Origin of the sequence: Mycolicibacterium mageritense, from assembly GCF_010727475.1 — a bacterium.
Lineage (GTDB): Bacteria > Actinomycetota > Actinomycetes > Mycobacteriales > Mycobacteriaceae > Mycobacterium > Mycobacterium mageritense.
Map to the genome: position 1 here is coordinate 6,901,537 of NZ_AP022567.1, position 18,973 is coordinate 6,920,509.

At 65.3% G+C, this 18,973-nt stretch carries 21 protein-coding genes and 2 pseudogenes; 11 read left to right on the top strand and 12 right to left on the bottom strand.

Annotated elements, in window-relative coordinates; genetic code table 11:
- The first annotated feature begins 97 nt into the window (after window positions 1-97).
- Window positions 98-811 carry a VIT1/CCC1 transporter family protein gene (locus G6N67_RS33245; RefSeq protein ID WP_036439719.1) on the top strand — a complete coding sequence of 238 codons (714 nt, stop codon included), beginning with the start codon at window positions 98-100 and terminating at the stop codon, window positions 809-811.
- Between the two features lie 24 nt (window positions 812-835).
- Here the strand turns inward: G6N67_RS33245 and G6N67_RS33250 are convergent, their stop codons facing one another.
- A complete protein-coding gene (locus G6N67_RS33250) occupies window positions 836-1,453 on the bottom strand; it encodes a hypothetical protein (protein ID WP_051579177.1) in 618 nt (205 codons plus the stop codon).
- Between the two features lie 622 nt (window positions 1,454-2,075).
- On the opposite strand from G6N67_RS33250, the gene G6N67_RS39555 reads away from it, so the two are divergent.
- Window positions 2,076-2,207: a hypothetical protein gene (locus G6N67_RS39555; RefSeq protein WP_268951229.1), complete on the top strand. Its 132-nt coding sequence runs from the start codon at window positions 2,076-2,078 to the stop codon at window positions 2,205-2,207.
- Window positions 2,208-2,225: 18 nt separating this feature from the next.
- Here G6N67_RS39555 and G6N67_RS33255 read toward each other — a convergent pair whose 3' ends face one another.
- From G6N67_RS33255 to G6N67_RS33265, 3 genes are all read right to left on the bottom strand, one after another.
- On the bottom strand, window positions 2,226-2,624 hold the full coding sequence (locus G6N67_RS33255) for a DUF302 domain-containing protein (protein WP_036439718.1): 399 nt from the start codon (window positions 2,622-2,624) through the stop codon (window positions 2,226-2,228).
- A gap of 117 nt (window positions 2,625-2,741) precedes the next feature.
- On the bottom strand, window positions 2,742-2,993 hold the full coding sequence (locus G6N67_RS33260; protein WP_036439717.1) for an SHOCT domain-containing protein: 252 nt from the start codon (window positions 2,991-2,993) through the stop codon (window positions 2,742-2,744).
- 19 nt (window positions 2,994-3,012) lie between these two features.
- The gene (locus G6N67_RS33265; protein WP_036439716.1) at window positions 3,013-3,609 is read right to left on the bottom strand and encodes an Rv1733c family protein; all 597 of its coding nucleotides are present in this window, start codon (window positions 3,607-3,609) and stop codon (window positions 3,013-3,015) included.
- Window positions 3,610-3,819: 210 nt separating this feature from the next.
- On the opposite strand from G6N67_RS33265, the gene G6N67_RS33270 reads away from it, so the two are divergent.
- Window positions 3,820-4,701 (top strand): universal stress protein, encoded by an 882-nt coding sequence (locus G6N67_RS33270; protein ID WP_036439715.1) that lies wholly within the window; start codon window positions 3,820-3,822, stop codon window positions 4,699-4,701.
- Window positions 4,702-4,758: 57 nt separating this feature from the next.
- Here G6N67_RS33270 and G6N67_RS33275 read toward each other — a convergent pair whose 3' ends face one another.
- The 3 genes and pseudogenes from G6N67_RS33275 to G6N67_RS33285 form a co-directional block, all read right to left on the bottom strand.
- On the bottom strand, window positions 4,759-5,658 hold the full coding sequence (locus G6N67_RS33275; protein ID WP_230021470.1) for a universal stress protein: 900 nt from the start codon (window positions 5,656-5,658) through the stop codon (window positions 4,759-4,761).
- A 137-nt stretch (window positions 5,659-5,795) separates the two neighbouring features.
- Window positions 5,796-6,554 (bottom strand): annotated as a pseudogene (locus G6N67_RS33280) (sigma 54 modulation/S30EA ribosomal C-terminal domain-containing protein); the annotation flags it as partial.
- Between the two features lie 63 nt (window positions 6,555-6,617).
- On the bottom strand, window positions 6,618-8,111 hold the full coding sequence (locus G6N67_RS33285; protein ID WP_036439714.1) for a bifunctional aminoglycoside phosphotransferase/ATP-binding protein: 1,494 nt from the start codon (window positions 8,109-8,111) through the stop codon (window positions 6,618-6,620).
- A 131-nt stretch (window positions 8,112-8,242) separates the two neighbouring features.
- Here G6N67_RS33285 and G6N67_RS33290 point away from each other — a divergent pair, with 131 nt between their 5' ends.
- From G6N67_RS33290 to G6N67_RS33310, 6 genes and pseudogenes are all read left to right on the top strand, one after another.
- Window positions 8,243-9,226, top strand: coding sequence for an Acg family FMN-binding oxidoreductase (locus G6N67_RS33290; protein ID WP_036440670.1), 984 nt, complete (start codon window positions 8,243-8,245; stop codon window positions 9,224-9,226).
- Between the two features lie 16 nt (window positions 9,227-9,242).
- A complete protein-coding gene (locus G6N67_RS33295; protein ID WP_230021469.1) occupies window positions 9,243-10,085 on the top strand; it encodes a universal stress protein in 843 nt (280 codons plus the stop codon).
- 35 nt (window positions 10,086-10,120) lie between these two features.
- A complete protein-coding gene (locus G6N67_RS33300) occupies window positions 10,121-10,774 on the top strand; it encodes a response regulator (protein ID WP_036439710.1) in 654 nt (217 codons plus the stop codon).
- 193 nt (window positions 10,775-10,967) lie between these two features.
- Window positions 10,968-11,369, top strand: a pseudogene (locus tag G6N67_RS39760) (universal stress protein); the annotation flags it as partial.
- 51 nt (window positions 11,370-11,420) lie between these two features.
- Entirely contained in the window at window positions 11,421-11,774 is a 354-nt protein-coding gene (locus G6N67_RS39350; RefSeq protein WP_230021468.1) for a hypothetical protein, read from the top strand.
- Between the two features lie 109 nt (window positions 11,775-11,883).
- Window positions 11,884-12,306, top strand: a complete 423-nt coding sequence (locus tag G6N67_RS33310; RefSeq protein ID WP_229478171.1) for a GNAT family N-acetyltransferase — start codon at window positions 11,884-11,886, stop codon at window positions 12,304-12,306.
- On the opposite strand, the gene G6N67_RS33315 is transcribed toward G6N67_RS33310, so the two are convergent.
- From G6N67_RS33315 to G6N67_RS33325, 3 genes are all read right to left on the bottom strand, one after another.
- Window positions 12,303-13,301: an Acg family FMN-binding oxidoreductase gene (locus tag G6N67_RS33315; protein ID WP_036439704.1), complete on the bottom strand. Its 999-nt coding sequence runs from the start codon at window positions 13,299-13,301 to the stop codon at window positions 12,303-12,305. The genes G6N67_RS33310 and G6N67_RS33315 overlap by 4 nt on opposite strands.
- Window positions 13,302-13,389: 88 nt before the next feature.
- The gene (locus tag G6N67_RS33320) at window positions 13,390-14,613 is read right to left on the bottom strand and encodes a hypothetical protein (protein WP_051579175.1); all 1,224 of its coding nucleotides are present in this window, start codon (window positions 14,611-14,613) and stop codon (window positions 13,390-13,392) included.
- 9 nt (window positions 14,614-14,622) lie between these two features.
- A complete protein-coding gene (locus G6N67_RS33325) occupies window positions 14,623-15,267 on the bottom strand; it encodes a sensor domain-containing protein (RefSeq protein WP_036439703.1) in 645 nt (214 codons plus the stop codon).
- 83 nt (window positions 15,268-15,350) lie between these two features.
- Between G6N67_RS33325 and G6N67_RS33330 the strand changes: the two genes are divergently transcribed.
- Window positions 15,351-16,022, top strand: a complete 672-nt coding sequence (locus G6N67_RS33330) for a VldE C-terminal domain-containing protein (RefSeq protein WP_230021478.1) — start codon at window positions 15,351-15,353, stop codon at window positions 16,020-16,022.
- 38 nt (window positions 16,023-16,060) lie between these two features.
- On the opposite strand, the gene G6N67_RS33335 is transcribed toward G6N67_RS33330, so the two are convergent.
- Window positions 16,061-16,870 (bottom strand): superoxide dismutase family protein, encoded by an 810-nt coding sequence (locus G6N67_RS33335; RefSeq protein WP_036439701.1) that lies wholly within the window; start codon window positions 16,868-16,870, stop codon window positions 16,061-16,063.
- Window positions 16,871-17,045: 175 nt separating this feature from the next.
- Window positions 17,046-18,266 carry an oxygenase MpaB family protein gene (locus tag G6N67_RS33340; RefSeq protein WP_036439699.1) on the bottom strand — a complete coding sequence of 407 codons (1,221 nt, stop codon included), beginning with the start codon at window positions 18,264-18,266 and terminating at the stop codon, window positions 17,046-17,048.
- Window positions 18,267-18,334: 68 nt separating this feature from the next.
- Between G6N67_RS33340 and G6N67_RS33345 the strand changes: the two genes are divergently transcribed.
- Window positions 18,335-18,973, top strand: coding sequence for a TetR/AcrR family transcriptional regulator (locus tag G6N67_RS33345; protein WP_036439697.1), 639 nt, complete (start codon window positions 18,335-18,337; stop codon window positions 18,971-18,973).

Sequence of the window (18,973 nt, forward strand, 5' to 3'; positions counted from 1 at the left end):
TCCACAATGAGAATAGTCGCCTCGGTGGCTTCGGTACCCGGCTATGGCAAGGCTATGTTTGCTGGCAGCACTTGCCGATTCTCGCTAGCGTGAGGCCGTGACAAGTCCGTCCCACCCTGCTGAACCCCACGTGGGCTCCGTTGCGTCGAAACTGAATTGGCTACGCGCCGGGGTGCTCGGCGCCAACGACGGCATCGTGTCGACGGCGGGCATCGTCGTCGGCGTCGCAGCCGCCACTGCTGAGCGCAGTCCGATTCTCACCGCCGGAATCGCGGGCCTGGCCGCCGGCGCGGTGTCGATGGCCCTCGGCGAGTATGTGTCCGTCAGCACGCAGCGCGACACAGAGAAGGCACTGCTGCGCAAAGAGCGCCGCGAACTGCGTGACGACCCGGCCGCCGAACTGGACGAACTCGCAGCCCTCTACGAGGCCAAGGGGCTCAAGGTGACCACTGCGCGCACCGTCGCCGAAGAACTCACCGCGCACGATGCGTTCGCCGCGCACGCAGAGATCGAATTAGGGATAACACCAGGAGAATTGACCAACCCGTGGCAGGCGGCGTTCTCGTCCGCACTGTCATTTACCGTGGGCGCGCTCCTGCCCCTCGTCGCAATACTGCTGCCGCCGATCACATGGCGGGTTCCGGTCACAGTGATTGCCGTGTTGGCGGCACTGATCGTCACCGGTGCGGTCTCGGCGGCGTTGGGTGGGGCGCCCAAGCAACGCGCTGTGTTGCGGAATGTCATCGGAGGCGGGCTCGCCTTGGTCATCACGTACGCGATCGGCCATCTAGTCGGTGCCGCGATCACATGACCCGCGTCGCGTCGAAAGACTGACTCAGCGGGCAGCGTACCGGCTGTCGCCGGCACCAGCACCTACGATGTCCCTGGCCTGTTCCAGGTGTGCCTGCGCCTGCGCCAAGTCGGTGTCGAACTCTGCCCGGTAGCTGTTCATAGACCCTGCCACCGCGGCCAGGCACATGTGCGCTGCTTGATGGGCGTCATCGGTCGCGGCTTTCAACTCGTTGGTCAGTTCGGGATCCGGTGTCGGTAGATGAGAGGGAAGGTCCACCGAAGCGCCGTCGTGCATCTGCTGACATGACACTCTCAACGCGTCGACATCCTGTCGTTTCAACGCGTCCTGCGTGTCGTCGAGAGCAACCTGCAACGCGGCGAAATCGTCACGGCTCTCGGCCCACCAATCTCGTATCGCCGCGCCGTCCTGCGTGGGCTGTTCTGATTGCCGAATCCCGCCATCGTGCCCGACGACGACAGCCACAAGCACGCCAAGGGCTACCGCAACCGCCGCAACGAGGGCGGCTACCAATGCTTTCGGGGTGAGGCGCAGCGAACCGGAGTCCTCCGACTGCTGCGCGGTGTCGTCGATCGGCTCCCCGCACTCGTTGCAGAATTCCCAATGCGCCGGGTTTCGGTGTCCGTTCGGGCAGATAGACATTTGTGCGGTCCCTTTCGGATCGATCATGAGGCGCGCCACGAATTTGCCAGACACCGAAGGCCGAACTGCCACACCACCGATAGGACACCGCGAACCTGCCGCGGCCGCGTCCGCTCATGGTGTTGATGCCGACCCCCGGTCTTTGGCCATGTCTCGATGGTCGCCAACCCGTGCCGGTCTCGACAGGGCCGAGAAGACCTCGGCATGAGGACCTAAGGCACTGAGTTCGCGTGAGGTACGACCGACCAGGCGCGTTGGGACTTTCGTCACTAGTGCCGCGCACGCGTGGGTCGGACGATCGGTACGACAAGCACTCGGAGGGAACCAGCATGATCTCAGCCGACAGAGTTGCTCTGACCGGACCGCAACTCGAAGCCATCGCACGGGACTTCCTGCGCTCTGAGTTCACGGAGCGGATCTATGGGATGTGGCCGATCGATCGGCGGATCGATGCATATCTCCGCCATCGCGGATTCCGCGGAATCCTCAACGATGGATCGGCTTGCAGCCGATTGACCGATCGTGTGATGGCCAATCTGGGGCGCGTGCGCTGCAACCCGGCAGATCGGCTTTCGAAACCAGTTGGACTCCAGAGTATTAGCGCACCAGAAAGGTAACAGAGATGGCCAACAACCGCGTCATGGAAGCCGTCAAGCGCCTGCTGATGGCAGAGACGTACCTACGTACGCACGAGGCCACCGAAGCGCATGAACCAAAGACCGCGGAGCAGGACACCCAGCCGCCGAGAACCTGAGGTGAACCTGCGGGACAATTAGCCCCCGAGCGAACCGACAGCCGCCTGGAGCCTCGCCGTCACCTCATCGGCGACCGAGCGCAATTGGTTCTCACCGGTCACCTCGACGAGGATCTGCGGGTCCATCGCCTCGACGAGGATGGTCCCTGCGTTGTCCGGATCCGCGCGGACCACGACGTTGCACGGCAACAACATGCCGATCTGACGGTCGATGTCGATGGCGCGGTGGGCGAGTGCCGGGTTGCAGGCTCCGAGAATCAGGTAATCCTCCATATCCTCACCGATCTTGGCCTTCATCGTCGCCTTGACGTCGATTTCGGTCAGCACACCGAAGCCCTCAATGGCGAGGGCATCGCGCGTGCGATTGACGACGTCTTCGAACGAGCTACGGATTGCTGCGGTCAGTCCAATGCCCATGTCTAGCCTTCGTCCGTCGAAACAGCTTCGCCGTTCTCCAGTGTGGTCCACTTGTTCGAACAACGTGAAGAGTTCGACGAGGAACCCGGCAAGGGATCGGCTGCGCGCCGGAAGAAGCTACGAAGGCTGGCTGTTGTGCAGAACGGCAAGACTGTTGCGGTAATCGGTTTCGCTTATCTCGCCGCGAGCGAAGCGCACAGCCAGTACTTCTTCCGCTGTCTGGGCACGGACCGGTGGTTCCTGGCGACTACTCACCAGGAACCTGATCAGCATGACGATTCCGACGATCACCACCGCCCAGAACAGCACCATGCCGATACTCATGCCGACGAACCCCCACCAGCCCATATCGTGGTCGTACCAGTACATCGTTGCTGACACCCCGCTATCACATTTGAGGACCGGTCCGGCCGCTGCCATCGGCCAGGAGCTCCAACGCTCGGTCCCAGCCCGTCGTACGGCTGCGAACCACAACCAGGTGAACGCCGGCCCACAATAGGAAGGCGGCGCCCACCATGACGAGCCAGTAGGCTGCGGCCGTCAGCAGGGCGGCTGTTCCGGCCTGCCAAGCCGGAGCCGGTGCCGCGACTCGGTTGCCCGCGGCATTCACCCAGATGTCTACCGGATCACCGGCTTTGACATCTGCCCGAGCCGTGACCAACTCGGTGTGATCGACTGCGCCCACTCGCCACCGAGCCTGCACCGCTGCGTTGACGCCGCGTGCGGCATCCGGTGCCTGAATCGCATCCTCGATCGCCGTGGCTGCGACAAGATGCCGGTTCCGCGCCTGCTCGACAAGTGTCTGTGCGCGGCTGTCGTGCACGGCCGTGCCGATCGCGCCGGCGACCGGCACTGCGAGCAGTGCGGTGACGAATACCAGTGCCAACAACAGCGCTTCAATGCGGTCACTGACTCGTACCAACGGATTTCGTCCAAGCATGCGAATGAGCAGCCCCCACCTGAAGCTCAGCGTGAATGTCTCCATCACAACCCTCCATCGATGTCGACGAAGACTGAATGAACCGATAGTTGCCGTTCTCAACACCCAGCCCAAGAGGCAAACGGCCCGCCGTCGGTCACCGCCCGCGAGGGACCACGGCCCATTGGCCGAGGGACCAATGGCCCTGCTCACCGCTCCCCCACCAAAATAGGGTCACCGCCAACGGACGCCAACAGCTCGGCCAAGGAGCACGAAATGGTGCGCAGCACAATAAAACCCGACATCATCGTGGCAGTCGACGGTTCGCCTGACTCCGAGGCCGCAATCGTATGGGCGGCACGTGAGGCCGTCCTGCGCGGAGCTGCCGTCAAGTTGCTCCACGTCATCGCACCCATGGTGGTCGACCTGTCCATCAGCCCAGTGCCGGAGAACTTCATCGAGTGGCAGAAGGACAACGCGAAACAGATTCTTGCGCAGGCCGAGAAAACGTTGCTGGCCAACACCGTTGAAGAGCAGACGCCCGACGTACATTCCGAAGTGAGGTTCGGCAGCGTTGTCGGCGAGATCGTCGACGCAACCAGGCAGGTCCACCTTGCTGTCGTCGGCAGCCGAGGAATGGGCGCTGTCGGACGCGCCGTCCTGGGCTCGGTCAGCAGCGGACTGGTCCATCATGCGCATTGCCCGGTCGCAGTGGTCCACGTGAACGAAACGCAACCCGCCGACCTCAGTTCCCCGGTCTTGCTGGGCGTCGACGGTTCCCCGGCATCGGAAAAGGCAATCGCGCTGGCGTTCGACGAAGCGTCCCGTCGTGGAGTCGAACTCGTGGCCCTGCACGCTTGGAGCGACGTCGGAGTTTTCCCGGTCCTTGGCATGGACTGGCGACGGTATGAGGACGAGGGACGCGAAGTCCTGGGTGAACGGTTGGCGGGCTGGAGCGAGCAGTACCCCGAAGTACGGGTGCAGCGGCGGATTGTGTGTGACCAACCGGCTCGGTGGCTCATCGACGCGTCAGCGGACGCTCAACTCGTCGTGGTCGGAAGTCACGGCCGCGGCGGTTTCACTGGCATGCTCCTGGGATCGGTCAGCGGGGCGGTTGCGCAGTCGGCCAAGGCACCGGTGATCGTCGTCCGCAGTTAGTTGTCGCCGCGTTCGGCCAACCCCGCCCGCGGGTTGTTCGGCAGGGCTGCCCACAGCTCACTGGCGGCGCGCCACCAGCGCCGGGACGTGGGCTTCTTGCGCCACTGCGGTACTGACCGAGCCGAGCAGCATTCCGGGAAATCCGCCGCGGCCGTGACTTCCGACGATCACCAACTGGGCCTGCTGTGCATGGTCGACGAGGTGTCGGGCCGGGTGGCCGCGCTCGATAACCCGGGTCACCGGTACTTCGGGATAGCGGTCCTGCCAAGCTTGTAGCGTCTCGGCGAGGTTCTCTCCCGCAGGCTCGTGCACACCTGTCCCGTCCCTGCGGGGTACCGACGACACGTCCGTGTCGCTGCACACGTGCAACGCCACCAAGCCCACGCCACGCCAAGATGCTTCGTCGAATGCCAGAGCAGTCGCCGGCTCGGACGCCGGCGAACAGTCGATCCCCACCAGAACCGGCAGCTCCGTCAACTGAGCCGGCTGGATCTCGTCGTGGACAATAGCCACCGGACCGCGCGCATGATGGAGCAAACCGATACCGACCGAACCGAGCAGGCGGCGGTGTCGGCCTGATCTCCCCCGGCATGCCACCACCACCAACTGGGCAGTCTTGGAGAGAGTTGTCAATGCCGATACCGGTGAGCCGAGGTACTGCTCACTGCCGATCTCGATGCCGACGGCGCCACCCATAGTGTCCTCGGCCGTCCTGATCGCCTCGGCGAGGATGGCGCGGGCCTCGCTGTCCTGAATCTCCAGAACCTCCTGTGGGATATGGCCAGCCGGCCACGTCAGCACCGACGCCGCGACAGGAAGGGAGGAGGCAACGTGCACGACGGTGAGGGAAACATGACGCATCGCAGCCTCACGTGCGGCCCACTGCACCGCGACCAGAGCCGACGACGAACCGTCGGTCCCGACGACTATCTTGTGATGTGTGGTGCGTTCGGACACTTTCGCCCTCCGTGCGGTTTGACGCTGTGGAGCGACCGCGCTGCGGTACCGGGGCATCAGTCGCGATGAGAGTGTCCCAACGCCGCTGAAGCCGCGGACATCGCGAACTCGTCGGCATTTGGGGAGCGACCGATCGCCGCGGGAGTGATCATTCCGAAATGTCCGTCGTAGCGGCGATACAAGACGCAAGCTCGGCCCTCGGCGGCTTCGATGAAGAACAGGAACGGTAGGCCGAGCAGGTCCAGCCGACGAACGGCAGCCTCCAACGTGAGGCAAGGTATGGGTTGCGCGCTGAGAGATACCGGCGCCACGAACGGGGCCAGCATGTCCGCCGGATAGGGTGCCACCAAGGCGAGGCGATAACCTGCCGGGCTGTTTCGATAGATGACGCCTACGATGCCGGTGCCGACCTCGGTGAACAGATGAAAGTCGTAGTCGAGCAGGTTCATTTCGGCCACGGCATCGTCCACTGTGCACGGCGCAGCCGAAAAGGACTTGCGACGGATCACGCGTGTCTCGGCGACCGGACGGGACAGAAAACGCCGATGTCGGATCTGTTTGGGCTCATGTTGCCATTCCCATTGCGCAGCAACGTGTTCGAGGCGGCGCCGTAGCCGGCTCTCGAGTCGGTCCACCGCCTCTCGAACGGTCAGGCCCTCGACCTGAACACGGACGGATCGCCCGTCGACGACCAGGTTGGCCTGCGCGATCACCGGTCGCTCGACCGCAGGATCACCATGGCGGCTCAACCGAACCCTGACGTTTGTCATGGGCCGTCGTGTGACGCGCCCGATTCGACCGATCTTGTCTCGGACGTATGTGACCGAGTCGGCAAGATCACCGTGCGCCGTCACGACGATGTCGGGGGCCGGCTGCGTTGATGCTGTCTGACGCATATCTCATTGCTACGCCGCAGCGCTCGGCCTGAGACAGTGCCAAAGGTCATCGATCCTGGACCGCTATATCGCCAGGCATATCCGTTGCGCCTCGGCCACCGAGTGATCGAGAGGTTGGCTGGTGTCGATGCGGTGACTACCCGGCCAGCTGACATCAGGCACGTCCAGCGCCGCAGCGATTTCGGGCGTCGCGTCGGACGTCGACGCCGTTCGGGACCGAATGCGAGCTGCCGCTGCGTCCTGCGGCAGAGAGCACGTGAATTCCACGATGGGAGCAGCGGCATCAGCGGCCACGGCATGTGCACGATCTCGTTGGTGCGGGTCATGCCACGTACCGTCGAGGATCACTGATCTGCCCGCGCCCAATTGCACCCTCGCGCGCCGCAACACTTCGTCATACACCGCGCTGACCTGCTCGGGCGCGTACAGGCCTGCATCGACGGTGCCGGGTTCACCCTTCAGCGTCCCCGCGCGGTGCATCTCGCGGCGTACGTCGTCGGTCGAGATGACCTGCGCTTCGAGTTGTTCGGCGAGTGCACGCGATATCGTCGTCTTTCCGGTACCGGGGCCGCCGCCGACGATGATCAGTTGCACAGTGCCCGACCTCAGATGGTCCAGCGCGATCTCGGCATGACGTCGAGCCGCAATCGCGGCATCAGGATGGCCCTGAGTGACGCGGACACAGTCGACCTTGGCGCGCACCCCGGCGCGATAGGCGATGTAGAAATCGATCAACGACACCGGAGCAGGATCCTGCGCATAGTCCCGGTAGCGGTCGAGAAACAACGAACCGAGATCCGGCCGACCGGCGAACTCGAGGTCCATCGCCAGGAACGCCGCGTCGTCGATACCGTCGACGTAGCGCAAACGGTCATCGAACTCAAGACAATCCAAGATGGCAGGGCCTTCCGGTGCGCAGAAGATGTCATCGGCCAGCAGGTCGGCGTGGCCGTCGACGATGCGACCGTTCGAGACTCGCTCCTCGAACAAATCAACCCGTCCCGCGACAAAGCGCTCTGCCAGACAGCGTAATTCGTCGACATATTCGCCTACCACATCGCTGAAGCGCTGCAATTCAGCGAGATTGGACTCCCACCTCGCCAAGACGGCGTCCGCGGAGCCCTCGGCGGCGACTATCGCACCACGCGCCGCGGCGAGATGAAAGGTGGCCAGTTTCTCGGCAATGGCGTCCAGATGCTCGTCCACCACCACGCCCCGGCTGACCATCGACGCCAACCGCATCGAATCTGGATACCGGCACATGACGACGACCGGCTCGGCAGTGCCGCCGTGGGGTCCGATGAAATGGCCGACGCCAAGGTAGCTTTCCGGGGCCAGCCTCCTGTTCAGGGCGACCTCGCGCTCGCAGGCCTTCTCGCGCTGCGCAGAGGTGGTGAAGTCGAGGAAGTCGGTGAGCACGGACTTCTTCGCCTTGTACGCGTTGTCTCCGAGAAGGAACACGATGCCGGTGTGTGTTTCGTGGACCTGTGCATCGAGATTTCCGGCAATCGCCCACGGCTTTTGCACCGCATCTGCCGCATGCGGCATATCGCTCATACCGGATGATGTTGCACCGCGCTCGCGGTCCCGCGACAGGGGCCCTTGGGCCCAGGCTTGGGGACCATTGGCCCTGTCGCTCGTCGCCGTTGTGCCTGATGTTGGACTGACGTCGAATGTGGAGGGTGATCATGCCGGTCACAAAGGTGGACGCTGAAGTCATCAAGAGCGCCGTGCGATTGGCATGTCGAGCCCCGTCGCTGCACAACAGCCAACCCTGGCGCTGGATCGGGGAGGCGGACGAGATCCACCTGTTCCTCGACAAGGACCGTGTCCTCTATTCGACCGATCACTCCGGCCGCGAAGCGGTGGTGGGGTGCGGCGCAGCCCTCGATCACTTCCGGGTCGCGATGACCGCGGCAGGGTGGACGGCCAACGTCGACAGGATGCCCAACCCCAACAACCCAATGCACCTGGCGACGGTCGACTTCAGCGCGATGGAATTGGTGACGGAGGGACACCAACTGCGCCCTGCGGCCATCTCGGAACGACGCACCGACCGCCTGCCATTCGCGGAGCCGCCACACTGGGAGGCAGTCGAGGCTCAGTTCCGTCGGGCCATGCCATCGGATGTCGCACGGCTGGACGTGATCGCCGACGAGTCACGACCCGAGTTGGCCGAGGCGTCCGCGCTCACCGAGTCATTACGGCTGTACGATTCCTCGTACCATTCCGAACTACATTGGTGGACCGGTGAATTCGAGACGAGTCAAGGCATTCCCCACAGCTCCTTGATCTCTCCTGCCGAAAGAGGGCGTGTCGAGATCAGCCGTGTGTTCCCCGAGGCCGATCACAGCAATCGGCGTGTCGAGTATGGGCATGACCACTCGAAGGTTCTCGTGCTGTCCACGTACGACACTGATCGATCCAGTGTGCTGCAATGCGGCGAAGCTCTGTCGGCAGTACTCCTCGAAGCCACCATTGCAGGACTCGCCACGTGCACCCTCACGCACATCACCGAGCTCGCCGCGAGTCGCGATATCGTCGCCAAGCTGATCGGCCAGAACACGACGCCTCAACTGTTGATCCGGGTCGGGCTTGCCCCTGAAGTCGAGGATCCGCTGCCGGCAACCCCACGCCGGCCGATCGAAGAGGTCTTTCATGTGCAGCGCTGAATCGCGGTCGTCCTGCGTGGTAGTCGGTATCGACGGCTCCAGGGCGGCGCTCGATGCCGCATTGTGGGCGGTGGACGAAGCTGTTGATCGCGACATCCCGCTGCGGCTCATGTATGCCGTCACGCCGCGTCCCCGATGCCGCGTCGATGCCCGTGAGGCTGCGCATGACCTCGCGACTGCGGAGATCGCCGTCCGGTACGCGGTAACAGCAGTCGAATCAACCGACAGCCCTGTGAAGATCGAAGTTGAGATATTGCAGGACAATCCCGCCCGGGCGCTTCTCGCAGCTGCCGGACAAGCGGCCATCCTCGTGGTGGGCGCACACGGTCTGGACTTGAGCAGACGCAGCCGCATCGGCCCTGTCGCTGCAGCCGTGGCCACGTACGCGGTTTGCCCCGTTGCCGTAATCCGGTCGTACGACCCCAATCCCGGGCAGCGACGCGGGGTGGTTGCCGAGGTCGACGAGACTCCCGCTGCGTGCAACATCGTGGTGGCGCGCGCAGTCGAAGAGGCACGACTTCGCAAGCTGCCGCTGACCGTGATCACCACGTGGCAGTCTCGATTCACCGATGTTCATGACTGTCACGCGGTGTCGAAGGGAAACCGAATCGCCAAAGCCCGACTTGACCATCATGTGGCTGCCTGGCGACGGCGCAACCCCGACGTGAGCATCCAGACCAAGGCCGTTCACGGCAGCACTTCGCAATACCTGGCAGCAAACGCCGAATCGATCCAACTGCTCGTGGTGGACAAGCCGCTGGCACGGGGGTTCAACGCCCTCATGGGGCGGCCGGGTTACGCGGCAGTGGCCGAGGCCGATTGTTCGGTGTTGATCTGCGAGCCACAAAACGTATCGTGAGTTCTATCGCGGCACCTCCACTCTGAGGGGTTGACATGGTGAAAGTCTTTCTCGTTGACGACCATGAGCTCGTCAGGCGCGGGCTGACCGACCTCGTGTCTGCGGATCCCGAGTTGGAGGTCGTCGGTGAGGCCGGCTCGGTTGCCGAAGCCATCGCCCGCATACCGGCACTGCGACCTGATGTCGCGGTGCTCGATGTTCGGCTCCCCGACGGCAATGGCATCGAACTGTGCCGGGATCTGCTGTGCCGGCTGCCGGATCTCCGCTGCCTCATGCTCACCTCCTACACGTCCGATGAGGCGATGTTGGACGCAATCCTCGCCGGCGCCAGCGGATATGTGATCAAAGACATCAAAGGAATGGATCTCACGCGCGCGATCAAAGATGTCGGAGCCGGCCGCTCGCTGCTCGACAACAGAGCCGCGGCGGCGCTGATGGCCAAGCTACGCCAGGCGGCTGAACATTCCGATCCGTTGTACGGGCTCAGCGACCAGGAACGCGTCCTACTGGACCTCCTCGGCGAAGGTCTCACGAACAAGCAGATTGCGGACCGGATGTTCCTTGCCGAGCGAACCGTCAAGAACTACGTCTCGCGCCTGCTGACCAAGCTTGGGATGGAGCGCAGAACGCAGGCCGCGGTATTCATATCCAAGCTCGATCAGTCGCAACGCCGGTCCGACGCAGAATAGGCGCACAGGCGAAGGGCACGCCTGACTCTTCCTCCACCACGGCATCGCGGCGACACGGTGCCGTGCGCGAGTACGTCGTCGTCAAGGGACCTTCGGCGATCAGCCGGGGACCAATGCCTCACCCGCACAGCATGGGTGACCGATAGCGTCCAATTCTGACCTGGACTGTAATGCCCGCACGAGGAGTTCGATGATGCCGAATGTGTCAGCGCCGATAGTCGTCTGCATCGACGGCTCAGACGCGGCGATAACCGCTGCCGAGTGGGCCGCGAAAGAAGCCGCAAGTCGCGATGTTGCCCTTCGCCTCGTACATGTCGCCCCGCCCACAGACCCAGCCAATCCCGGTGGCACAGCGAACATGGACAGGCAATACGCGGAATCAGCACTGCACGCGGCCGCAACGGCGGTGGCGGCATCCGAACCGCCGGTCAAGATCGAGACCGAAATCCTCTGCGGTGCGGTTGACTCGGCGTTGATCGATGAGTCACGCCACGCGGCGATGGTGTGTTTGGGGTCCGTCGGTATCGGGCAGATCGCCCGAGCGGTACTCGGTTCGACCGCTGCTGAGATGACGCAGCATGCTCAGTGCCCGGTAGCGATCATCCGATCACCGCGTCCCACACCGCGCGGCACCGAATGGATCTTGGTGGCCGTCGACCCGCAGGGCGACAACGATGCCGTGGTCGAATGCGCGTTGCAGGAGGCTCGTCTGCGTGAGGTTCCCGTCCTGGCCGTCGCAGGGCGGCACAAGAGCGCGAGCACGCCGCATGACGAACTCGATCGCCAGGTTGCCCGGTGGCGGCAGCGCTTTCCCGACGTTCACATCTATCCCGTCACGACGCCGCAGAGCATCGAAGCCTTTCTTGCCGAGCACCGGGACGAATCCATTCAGCTCGCCGTTGTCGGCCCTGTCGATGCAGCCACGGTGGCGGAAATCGTCGGCCCGCACCGGCATCCGTTATCTGCACATGGAAACTGCTCGGTTCTGGTCGTACGTTGACGCCGCCGAAATGGACACCGCGGCACAGCAACAAGTCTCACGCGCCGAATTGCTCGACGGTGCGAGGGTCGTCCTCCGCCGCCTGCGGCCCCGGGACGCGGATCAGGTTGTGCGACTTTACGAAACGCTCACCGACGAAGAGTGCTACTTCCGCTTCTTCGCTCTGCATCCAGTGCACCTACGAGAATGGGCGCGATCGCTGACAGAGCCCGCTGCCGATCGGTATGCACTGGGGGCCTTCGAGGCCGACGTCCTTCTCGGCGTTGCCAACTATGTCGAAGATCCCTCTCACGGTTGCACGGAGGTCGCGGTTGTCGTCGACCACAATCAACACCTGCGCGGTGTGGGCACCGTGCTACTGCAGCGGCTCGGGCAGATCGCCAAGGAACACGGCGTCCACCGATTCGTCGCCGAGGTCTTGGCGTTGAACCGCCCGTTGCTTGAGATGATCGCTGATTCCGGTTGGCCTTGCACGCGCCGCCTGGACAGCTCGGTGATCCATATCGACATCGACCTCGACGCTGTCAACTAAGGCGAATGTGACCAGTGCATCGGCAGCCCGTCCAACCTTGAGACCACGTCATCCAGATCCCGACGGGGGACGGCGGGAAGCGGATCGGCGTTGACGGGCGCCCAACCGACACGAAGCAACATCTGGGGATAGCCGTCGCTGCCGAAGATCTCGGCCGCGGCTGCCGCACGGGTCTCCGGCAGTTCCAGCGGTTCGGTGATCGGGCAACTGGCAAGCCCCAGGGCGGTGGCAGTCAGCAGCACCAAGCTGGTGGCTTCGCCTGCACGCAACCGCGATGTCTGATCGTCATCGACGGTGCCCAGGGCGATGACCACAGCGCAGTCGTCGACCTCTGGAGTCTGTGCGAGATCAGCGCGGGCGAACACTCGTCCGGGAAGGCGATCGCTGAGATCTGAGCGTGGGGTGCTGCGCGCAGGCACCCCGGTCACCGAGCCGTGCCGGCCACTCCACTCCGCCAGTTCGGCCTGGTAGTCAGAGTCCGCGGCATGACGCGCCGCCGCTTGGATGACGAGGCGTTTGAGATGTTCCAGTTCATCGATGCGCCGGAGCATCACACCCGCACGCGCTGCGCGCGCTCCCATCAGAGCGATGTCACCAGTGGCCACGGGCCAGGATTCAAAGTGACGCCTGTCCGTGCGACGCCGTGGGATCGCTGCCGCAAGGACGATGTCGATTGCTTCAGGCCGATGCCGGTGAAGCTCTATCGAGGCCAGGTGATCGGCGTCGGCGACATTGGGGAAGCGATGCACCTTCGATCCCCAGCCCAGCGCGGAAAACGCGATGACGCAATGATTCAGCGCGGCGCCACAGCTCAACATGAGATCGCGCGAATCCGGATCGGTGTGCGGCAGGTGCAGTGCGCGATCGGTATACAAGTGAACACTGCTCTCCCCCACCCGCCAAAGCCAAGGCTGCGAATTGTGCACTGACGGTGCGCGGACCGCCAGGGACAAGGCCGAGCGAATAGTCGCCGTACCGGGAAAGTTCGAGCTCATCTGTCCACACTGCACCCTGGACCCTTCGCCGTGCAGAGCACAACGGCACTGTCCTGGAGTACCTACGCAACTTGGGTGGACAGCCGGGTCACGGCAGTAAACTGAGCGTGCCGGCCGTATCGCGCCGGCGCGTCCGGGGCCACAGCGCGAGACCGATGGCGACCACCGCCGCCGACGGCGCCGCCCACGCCAGGAACCAGGCCGAGCGACCCGAGCCGTCGGTGCGCGGCCGGTCGGACTCGGGCACGGTCCGCGCCCACGCGATGAACGCGTCGCCAACCGGCAGAACGCCGAACAGATATCGCGTGGTGTGCAGGCCCATCGGTACGCCAAGTAGGTCGACCTGGCGCGTGAGGCGCCCCGCCAGTGCGCGGTCGCCGTTGGCCCGGGCCGCGGCCAGGCCGACCGCGGAAGCACTCAGGCTGACCCCGAGAATCAGCGGGCCGCTGTCGACATCACCGCGGCCGTCGACCCCGGTCGGGTACTCGAGCACCCCGGCCAGCCCGATCTTCTCGGTGACGAAGCGGTCGGTAAACCGCTGCCACTGATCGTCTTCCACCCCGAGCAGCCGGTCGAGCGCGGGCCAGAACGTCTGGATGATCGCCTGCGACGATCCTCGCGGCCCGGTCAATGCGGCACCATGCTGGTCGACCTGATGCGGCAACAGACCGGTGCCGGCGTCCACTGCTGCGAGTGCGCGTGACCGCCACGCCGCCAGGTCGGCACGCCACGGCAATCCGAGCAGGCTCGCCGCATCGGCGAGGGCACCGACTGCGACGACGGAATCGCACGGCCAGAACTGTCCCGGATAGCTCGCCAGGAACGGAGAACCGGTACGGGGCAGCGCGGTGTGGAGCACCTGGGCCCGTTCGGACGCTGCGGCGCGGTCGGCCTCCGCGCCGGAGACCCGCGCAATGGCGACGGCCAACGCCAATGACCAGCCGGCCGCGAAGACGCCGTGGTCGGGCGCCATACCCGAGCCGAATATGCTTGTGGATTCCGGGCTTTCGATTGCGGCCAGCCGCGCCTTGGCGCGCGCCAGATGACTGTCGGCTTCACTTCCCGGGGACAACCGCGCGGCGACCTGCGCCTCGGCCAGCCCGGTCAACACGCGCGTGAAGTACTCGCCTTCGGGAAACAGGCCCTGCATGTCGGCGTCACGACCGGTCGCCAGGGCTGCATCGAGATAGCCGAGTTGGCGTGCGGCGTGGTCGGGAAGCGGCGCGAAGCCGATGCACAGCGTGCGGGTGAGCGTCGTCAGACCGATCACCACGAGCACGACAGCAAGGATCAGGCGAAGGCGTCTGCGCATGGTGGCGGGTCAGGCGGTGGTGTTCGCCAGATTTTCGATGCGCTTGGCCGCACCCTGGGCTGCCGCCGTGATGTCGAATCCCCCGGCGGTGCCGCAGCCGGTGATCTCGATCGCCGCGTTGTGCGCCGCGATGAACGCGTTGTCGCAATCCCATCCTTGCGAGCGCAGCGACCACACCACGGTGTTCTCCGGGTCCGGCTGGACCGGCGGCAGCACGTCGAACAGGTAGGTACGGCCTTTCATCGAGGTGACCGTCACCTGGGTGCCGTGACAGGACTCGATGGTCTCGCGGGCCGCCCCGAGGGCATCGCGGGCGTCGAAGTCGGACGGGAAGACCGCGACCATCTCGGCGACGTACACCTCGGCCCCGCCGGCGCCGGTGGTCGCCCAGTGACCGCCGTCGCTGGCCACCGGGCCGTGGCTGTCGATGAAGGGCGGCTCGGACTCGCGGGCCACGCCGGTGCACTGTTCCGGTGCTGCAGTGACGAAAAGATTGCCGTCCTTGTCCTGGACGTCGAGGCTCAGCAGGTCGCCGACCTGCAAGGCCGAGATCGGCGCAGCCGGTGGTTGCGGTTTGGCCTGGGGGTTGGCGACCTCACGCGTGCACGCGCTCAGCAGCAGCCCCAAAACGACCGCGACCACCGGTTTCACCATGTCGTCGAGTCTATGGGCACCCGCGGGCACGCTGAAGCGCCAACCGCGTCGGCAGTGCGAGATCGCGCAGATCGCCATGCCGGATCCGACTCGACAGTAAGGTGCACACCGTGAGCAGAAATGTGTTAGCCAACGGTCGCGGCCGGTGGCTGGTTCTCGCGGCCTCGGTCGCTGTTTCTGCCGCGATGTTCTACGCCCAGGACACCAAGCCGGCGTGCTGCGCAGGCACCCCAGCAGCGGCGCCGACGAGCGTGCCGTCCGCGCCTGCCACCGCAAGCCCCGCGGAGGCCGAGCTGGTAGCTGCCAGTGCACCGGTCGCGGCCCGGGACTTCCAATTCGCGCTACCTGCGGGCATCACGCCCGAGCAGGGCCTGCAGATCCACACCATCTGGGTCGCCCGTGCCATCAACGTGATGTTCCCCGAGATCAAGACCATCGGCGGGTACCGGCAAGACCCGTTGAAATGGCATCCCAACGGGTTGGCCATCGACGTGATGATCCCCGACTACCACTCCGACGAGGGCATCGCGCTCGGTAACCAGGTCGCGGGGTTCGCCCTGGCCAACGCCGAGCGGTGGGGCGTGCTGCACGTGATCTGGCGCCAAGGTTTCTACCCCGGCATCGGCGCACCCAGCTGGACCGCGGACTACGGCAACGAGACCGCCAACCACTTCGACCACGTGCACATCGCGACCGACGGTGGCGGCTACCCGACCGGCAAGGAAACCTATTACCTCGGGTCGATGAGCTCGTAGCCGACCGAAGTGCTTGAGCCCTCTGACTTCTCGCGCGCTCAACCGCCCGCGGGTCCGCCGGGCGGGGCGGAGATCGTCGGCGGCTGAGTGGTCGTGACGGTGGTCGAGGGCACCGTGATCGTGACCGTGCTGGTGCTCGGGCTGGTCGGGCTGCTGCTGGTTGCCGGCGGGCTGGTCGTCGTAGAGATGGCCGGCCCCGCAGGAGCGCTTGGCACGACTGTCGTCGTCACCGTGGACGTCGAGGTCGAAGTCGAGATCGAGGTCGTCTCGGAGGTGCCTGCCGCGAGGACGCCGCAGGCGATCCGCTCCTGCGAACCGGCGGCGGACGTTGCGCCGCCACCCGACGGGCCGGCTTCGACGACAAGCGCGGTGCCTTGGCCGTTCCGCAGATCCTCGGCAGTGAAATCGGCCGAGGTGGTGACCAGCTTGGCCGCACCATCCGGGCGTACCTGCAGGTCGGTCAGATCGCCGCTCGCGGGATAGGTGTTGTGCCCACTCACCTGCAATGGGCTTCCGGCAGAGGCGAAGTCGGCGCCGCCACCGTTCTCGGAGGCCGATTCGCACTTGCCGACCGAGTGGATCCGCAAGCCGTGGAAGCCTGGACTGAGCAGTCCGGTTGCGACCGTCTGCACGGTGACCGTGGCATAGCCATCGGCGAAGTCGACGGACGCGTCGGCGACAGTGGTGCCGTCAGCGGTCTTCAAGGCCGTTTTCAGTGCGGCGGCAGTCGCGGTGCCGCTGGTTTCCGGGGTCTGCTCGCCTCCGACGTCTGACGATTGGTTCGAGCAGGCGACGAGCCCGATGAGTGGGACGGCCACGACGGCGGCGCACGCGATTGGCTTCAGCATTTTTGCGGGGTGCCCAATTGCCCGGAGCATAAACACTCTGACGTGCCTCGACCACGCGTGCCCACAATCAGTGGGATTTGCCCGCACGACAAGACGGCGGCGGGTTTTCACGACGCTGCCACTCTGTAATTCGGGCGGCCGCCAGATTCGTTACGCCGCCGGACCGCTCACAACCTCACGCTGCGCTGCTCACATGCGCCGCGGACTCACCGATCATGGCGTCGTCGCCGCCGGTGATGGTGCGCAGCAACTCCCGCTGCTCGCGCCTGCCGCGGGCCGCGGCCCGGTCCATACCGCCCGGCAACGCCATCGCGGCCGCGCTGCGCACCAGGTTGACGGGCAACCGCAGCACCGGGTACCACGGGGGCATGTAGGCGGGCAGCCCGAGGACACGCATCGCGCTCGGTCCGAGGAAGGCGCTCGTGATCGACAGGTGCTGAGCCCACGCCAGCCGGCGACGCAGCCCCCGGGCACCGCGGTAGTGCCACGTCAGCGGATCCCCGGCCATCGGAACCGACAGCTGCCGGGTGGTCTCGTCGGGCCGCGCCAGGGCGGTCGACGTGTGATAGAGCACGCGGATGCTGTCCCGGAAGGTGCGGGGCAGCCATTCGTCCTCGACCCCGATCAGCCAGCCGACGTAGCGGGTCAGGTGTGCGATGGCGTCGAGTTCGCCTGGCGCAGGCAGGATTCCCATTCCGAGCGCGGCGACCGGTGGGGCGATCAGCGCACCGACCAGCGTCGCGGCCATATCGGTCTGGTTGACCGGCAGACCCCACTCGTCGGCGCGCCAGTCGGGCAGCGCCGCGACGTGCCTGCGCACGAACGCGTGGATCAGGCGCACGTGCAGGGTGGATCGGTACCCGACCCCGAGGGGCTCGAGGCCACCGTCGGCGATGACGTCGATGGCCCACTGCATGGTCTCGGCGAAGCGCTTGTTCGAGCCCTTCTCCAAAGCACCTGTGCGCAGCAGGGTTTTGTTGAACCCGGAGAACTGGTAGCCACCGAGCAGTGAGACGTCACGGGCGACGGACATGCCGTCGGACCCACCTCGCTGCAGCGCGCGCTGCCCTTTGCGCAGCTTGTCCGGGTCCACCCAATCCGGCACCGTTTCGGCGCAGATGAAGAACTCGCGCAACGGCTCCGGCGCTTCGGGCACGTTGGCGATGCCCTCGGCGAGTGCCCGCTCGAACAACGGCTTCGTATGCGCCATGCCCGCCGACGACATCCAGTCGACCAGGCGGTCCATCGGTGCGTCGCCGACGGTCAGCCGCTCACCCAGCCGGCGCCACTGCTGAGGATCGGGTTCGCCGATACCCAGCGTCAAGGCGAATGTCCGGATGGCGGCCGGAACCGGTAGCGGACGTTCGGGATGGCGAGCGGGAACGGGCTGGTTCATCGGTGACCTCCAGACCACAACTGACTACGTGTGTAGTCCGAATCTAAGGGGCAGGTAGGCTGCTGTCAATGAAGCGCGCACAGGTGGTGCGCGGCTACGGCGGCATCAGCGCGGCCGATCGCCGCACCGAACGCAGGAACAAGTTGCTCGCCGCGGGCAGGCAGATCTGGGGCGAATCCGGTGTCACCGAGGTGACGGTGCGCGGCGTGTGCACGGCCGCCGGACTGACCTCGCGCTACTTCTACGAGCAGTTTCCCAACCGGGAGGCGCTGCTGTTCGCGATCTCCGACGACGTGCGCGACGAACTGATCAACGCGCTGGTGACCGCCGGCGTCGGCGATCCGGGCACCCTCGCCGACAAACTCACGTCGGCCCTCACGGCCTTCCTCGACATCATCGCCGCCGACCCGCACATCCACCGCATCGCCACCGGCGACGTCAGCAGCGTCGCAGGGCTGGCCGAGCACCGCACGCACATCCTGGAGATGGTCGCCGATCTGATCGTCCGGCTCGCCCCTTCGGTGCTCAGTACCGAGACCCCCCGCGAGGCCGAACTTCGCCGCAGTGCGCGTTTCATGGTCGGCGGCGTGAACCACCTGATCGAGACCTGGCTCGCCGATCCGCAGGAAAGCAGCCACGAACTGGCCACTGTGTGTGCCGACCTGTGCGTCGCAGTGGTGCGCGGGGTCACGCAGTCGGGCGAATAA

Coding starts and splice junctions, on each gene's coding strand:
- G6N67_RS33250 (WP_051579177.1), bottom strand. CDS start 1,453: ATGTCTATCTGCCCGAACGGACACCGAAACCCGGCGCATTGGGAATTC.
- G6N67_RS39555 (WP_268951229.1), top strand. CDS start 2,076: ATGGCCAACAACCGCGTCATGGAAGCCGTCAAGCGCCTGCTGATGGCA.
- G6N67_RS33255 (WP_036439718.1), bottom strand. CDS start 2,624: ATGGGCATTGGACTGACCGCAGCAATCCGTAGCTCGTTCGAAGACGTC.
- G6N67_RS33260 (WP_036439717.1), bottom strand. CDS start 2,993: ATGTACTGGTACGACCACGATATGGGCTGGTGGGGGTTCGTCGGCATG.
- G6N67_RS33265 (WP_036439716.1), bottom strand. CDS start 3,609: ATGGAGACATTCACGCTGAGCTTCAGGTGGGGGCTGCTCATTCGCATG.
- G6N67_RS33270 (WP_036439715.1), top strand. CDS start 3,820: ATGGTGCGCAGCACAATAAAACCCGACATCATCGTGGCAGTCGACGGT.
- G6N67_RS33285 (WP_036439714.1), bottom strand. CDS start 8,111: ATGAGCGATATGCCGCATGCGGCAGATGCGGTGCAAAAGCCGTGGGCG.
- G6N67_RS33290 (WP_036440670.1), top strand. CDS start 8,243: ATGCCGGTCACAAAGGTGGACGCTGAAGTCATCAAGAGCGCCGTGCGA.
- G6N67_RS33300 (WP_036439710.1), top strand. CDS start 10,121: ATGGTGAAAGTCTTTCTCGTTGACGACCATGAGCTCGTCAGGCGCGGG.
- G6N67_RS33315 (WP_036439704.1), bottom strand. CDS start 13,301: ATGAGCTCGAACTTTCCCGGTACGGCGACTATTCGCTCGGCCTTGTCC.
- G6N67_RS33320 (WP_051579175.1), bottom strand. CDS start 14,613: ATGCGCAGACGCCTTCGCCTGATCCTTGCTGTCGTGCTCGTGGTGATC.
- G6N67_RS33325 (WP_036439703.1), bottom strand. CDS start 15,267: ATGGTGAAACCGGTGGTCGCGGTCGTTTTGGGGCTGCTGCTGAGCGCG.
- G6N67_RS33335 (WP_036439701.1), bottom strand. CDS start 16,870: ATGCTGAAGCCAATCGCGTGCGCCGCCGTCGTGGCCGTCCCACTCATC.
- G6N67_RS33340 (WP_036439699.1), bottom strand. CDS start 18,266: ATGAACCAGCCCGTTCCCGCTCGCCATCCCGAACGTCCGCTACCGGTT.
- G6N67_RS33345 (WP_036439697.1), top strand. CDS start 18,335: ATGAAGCGCGCACAGGTGGTGCGCGGCTACGGCGGCATCAGCGCGGCC.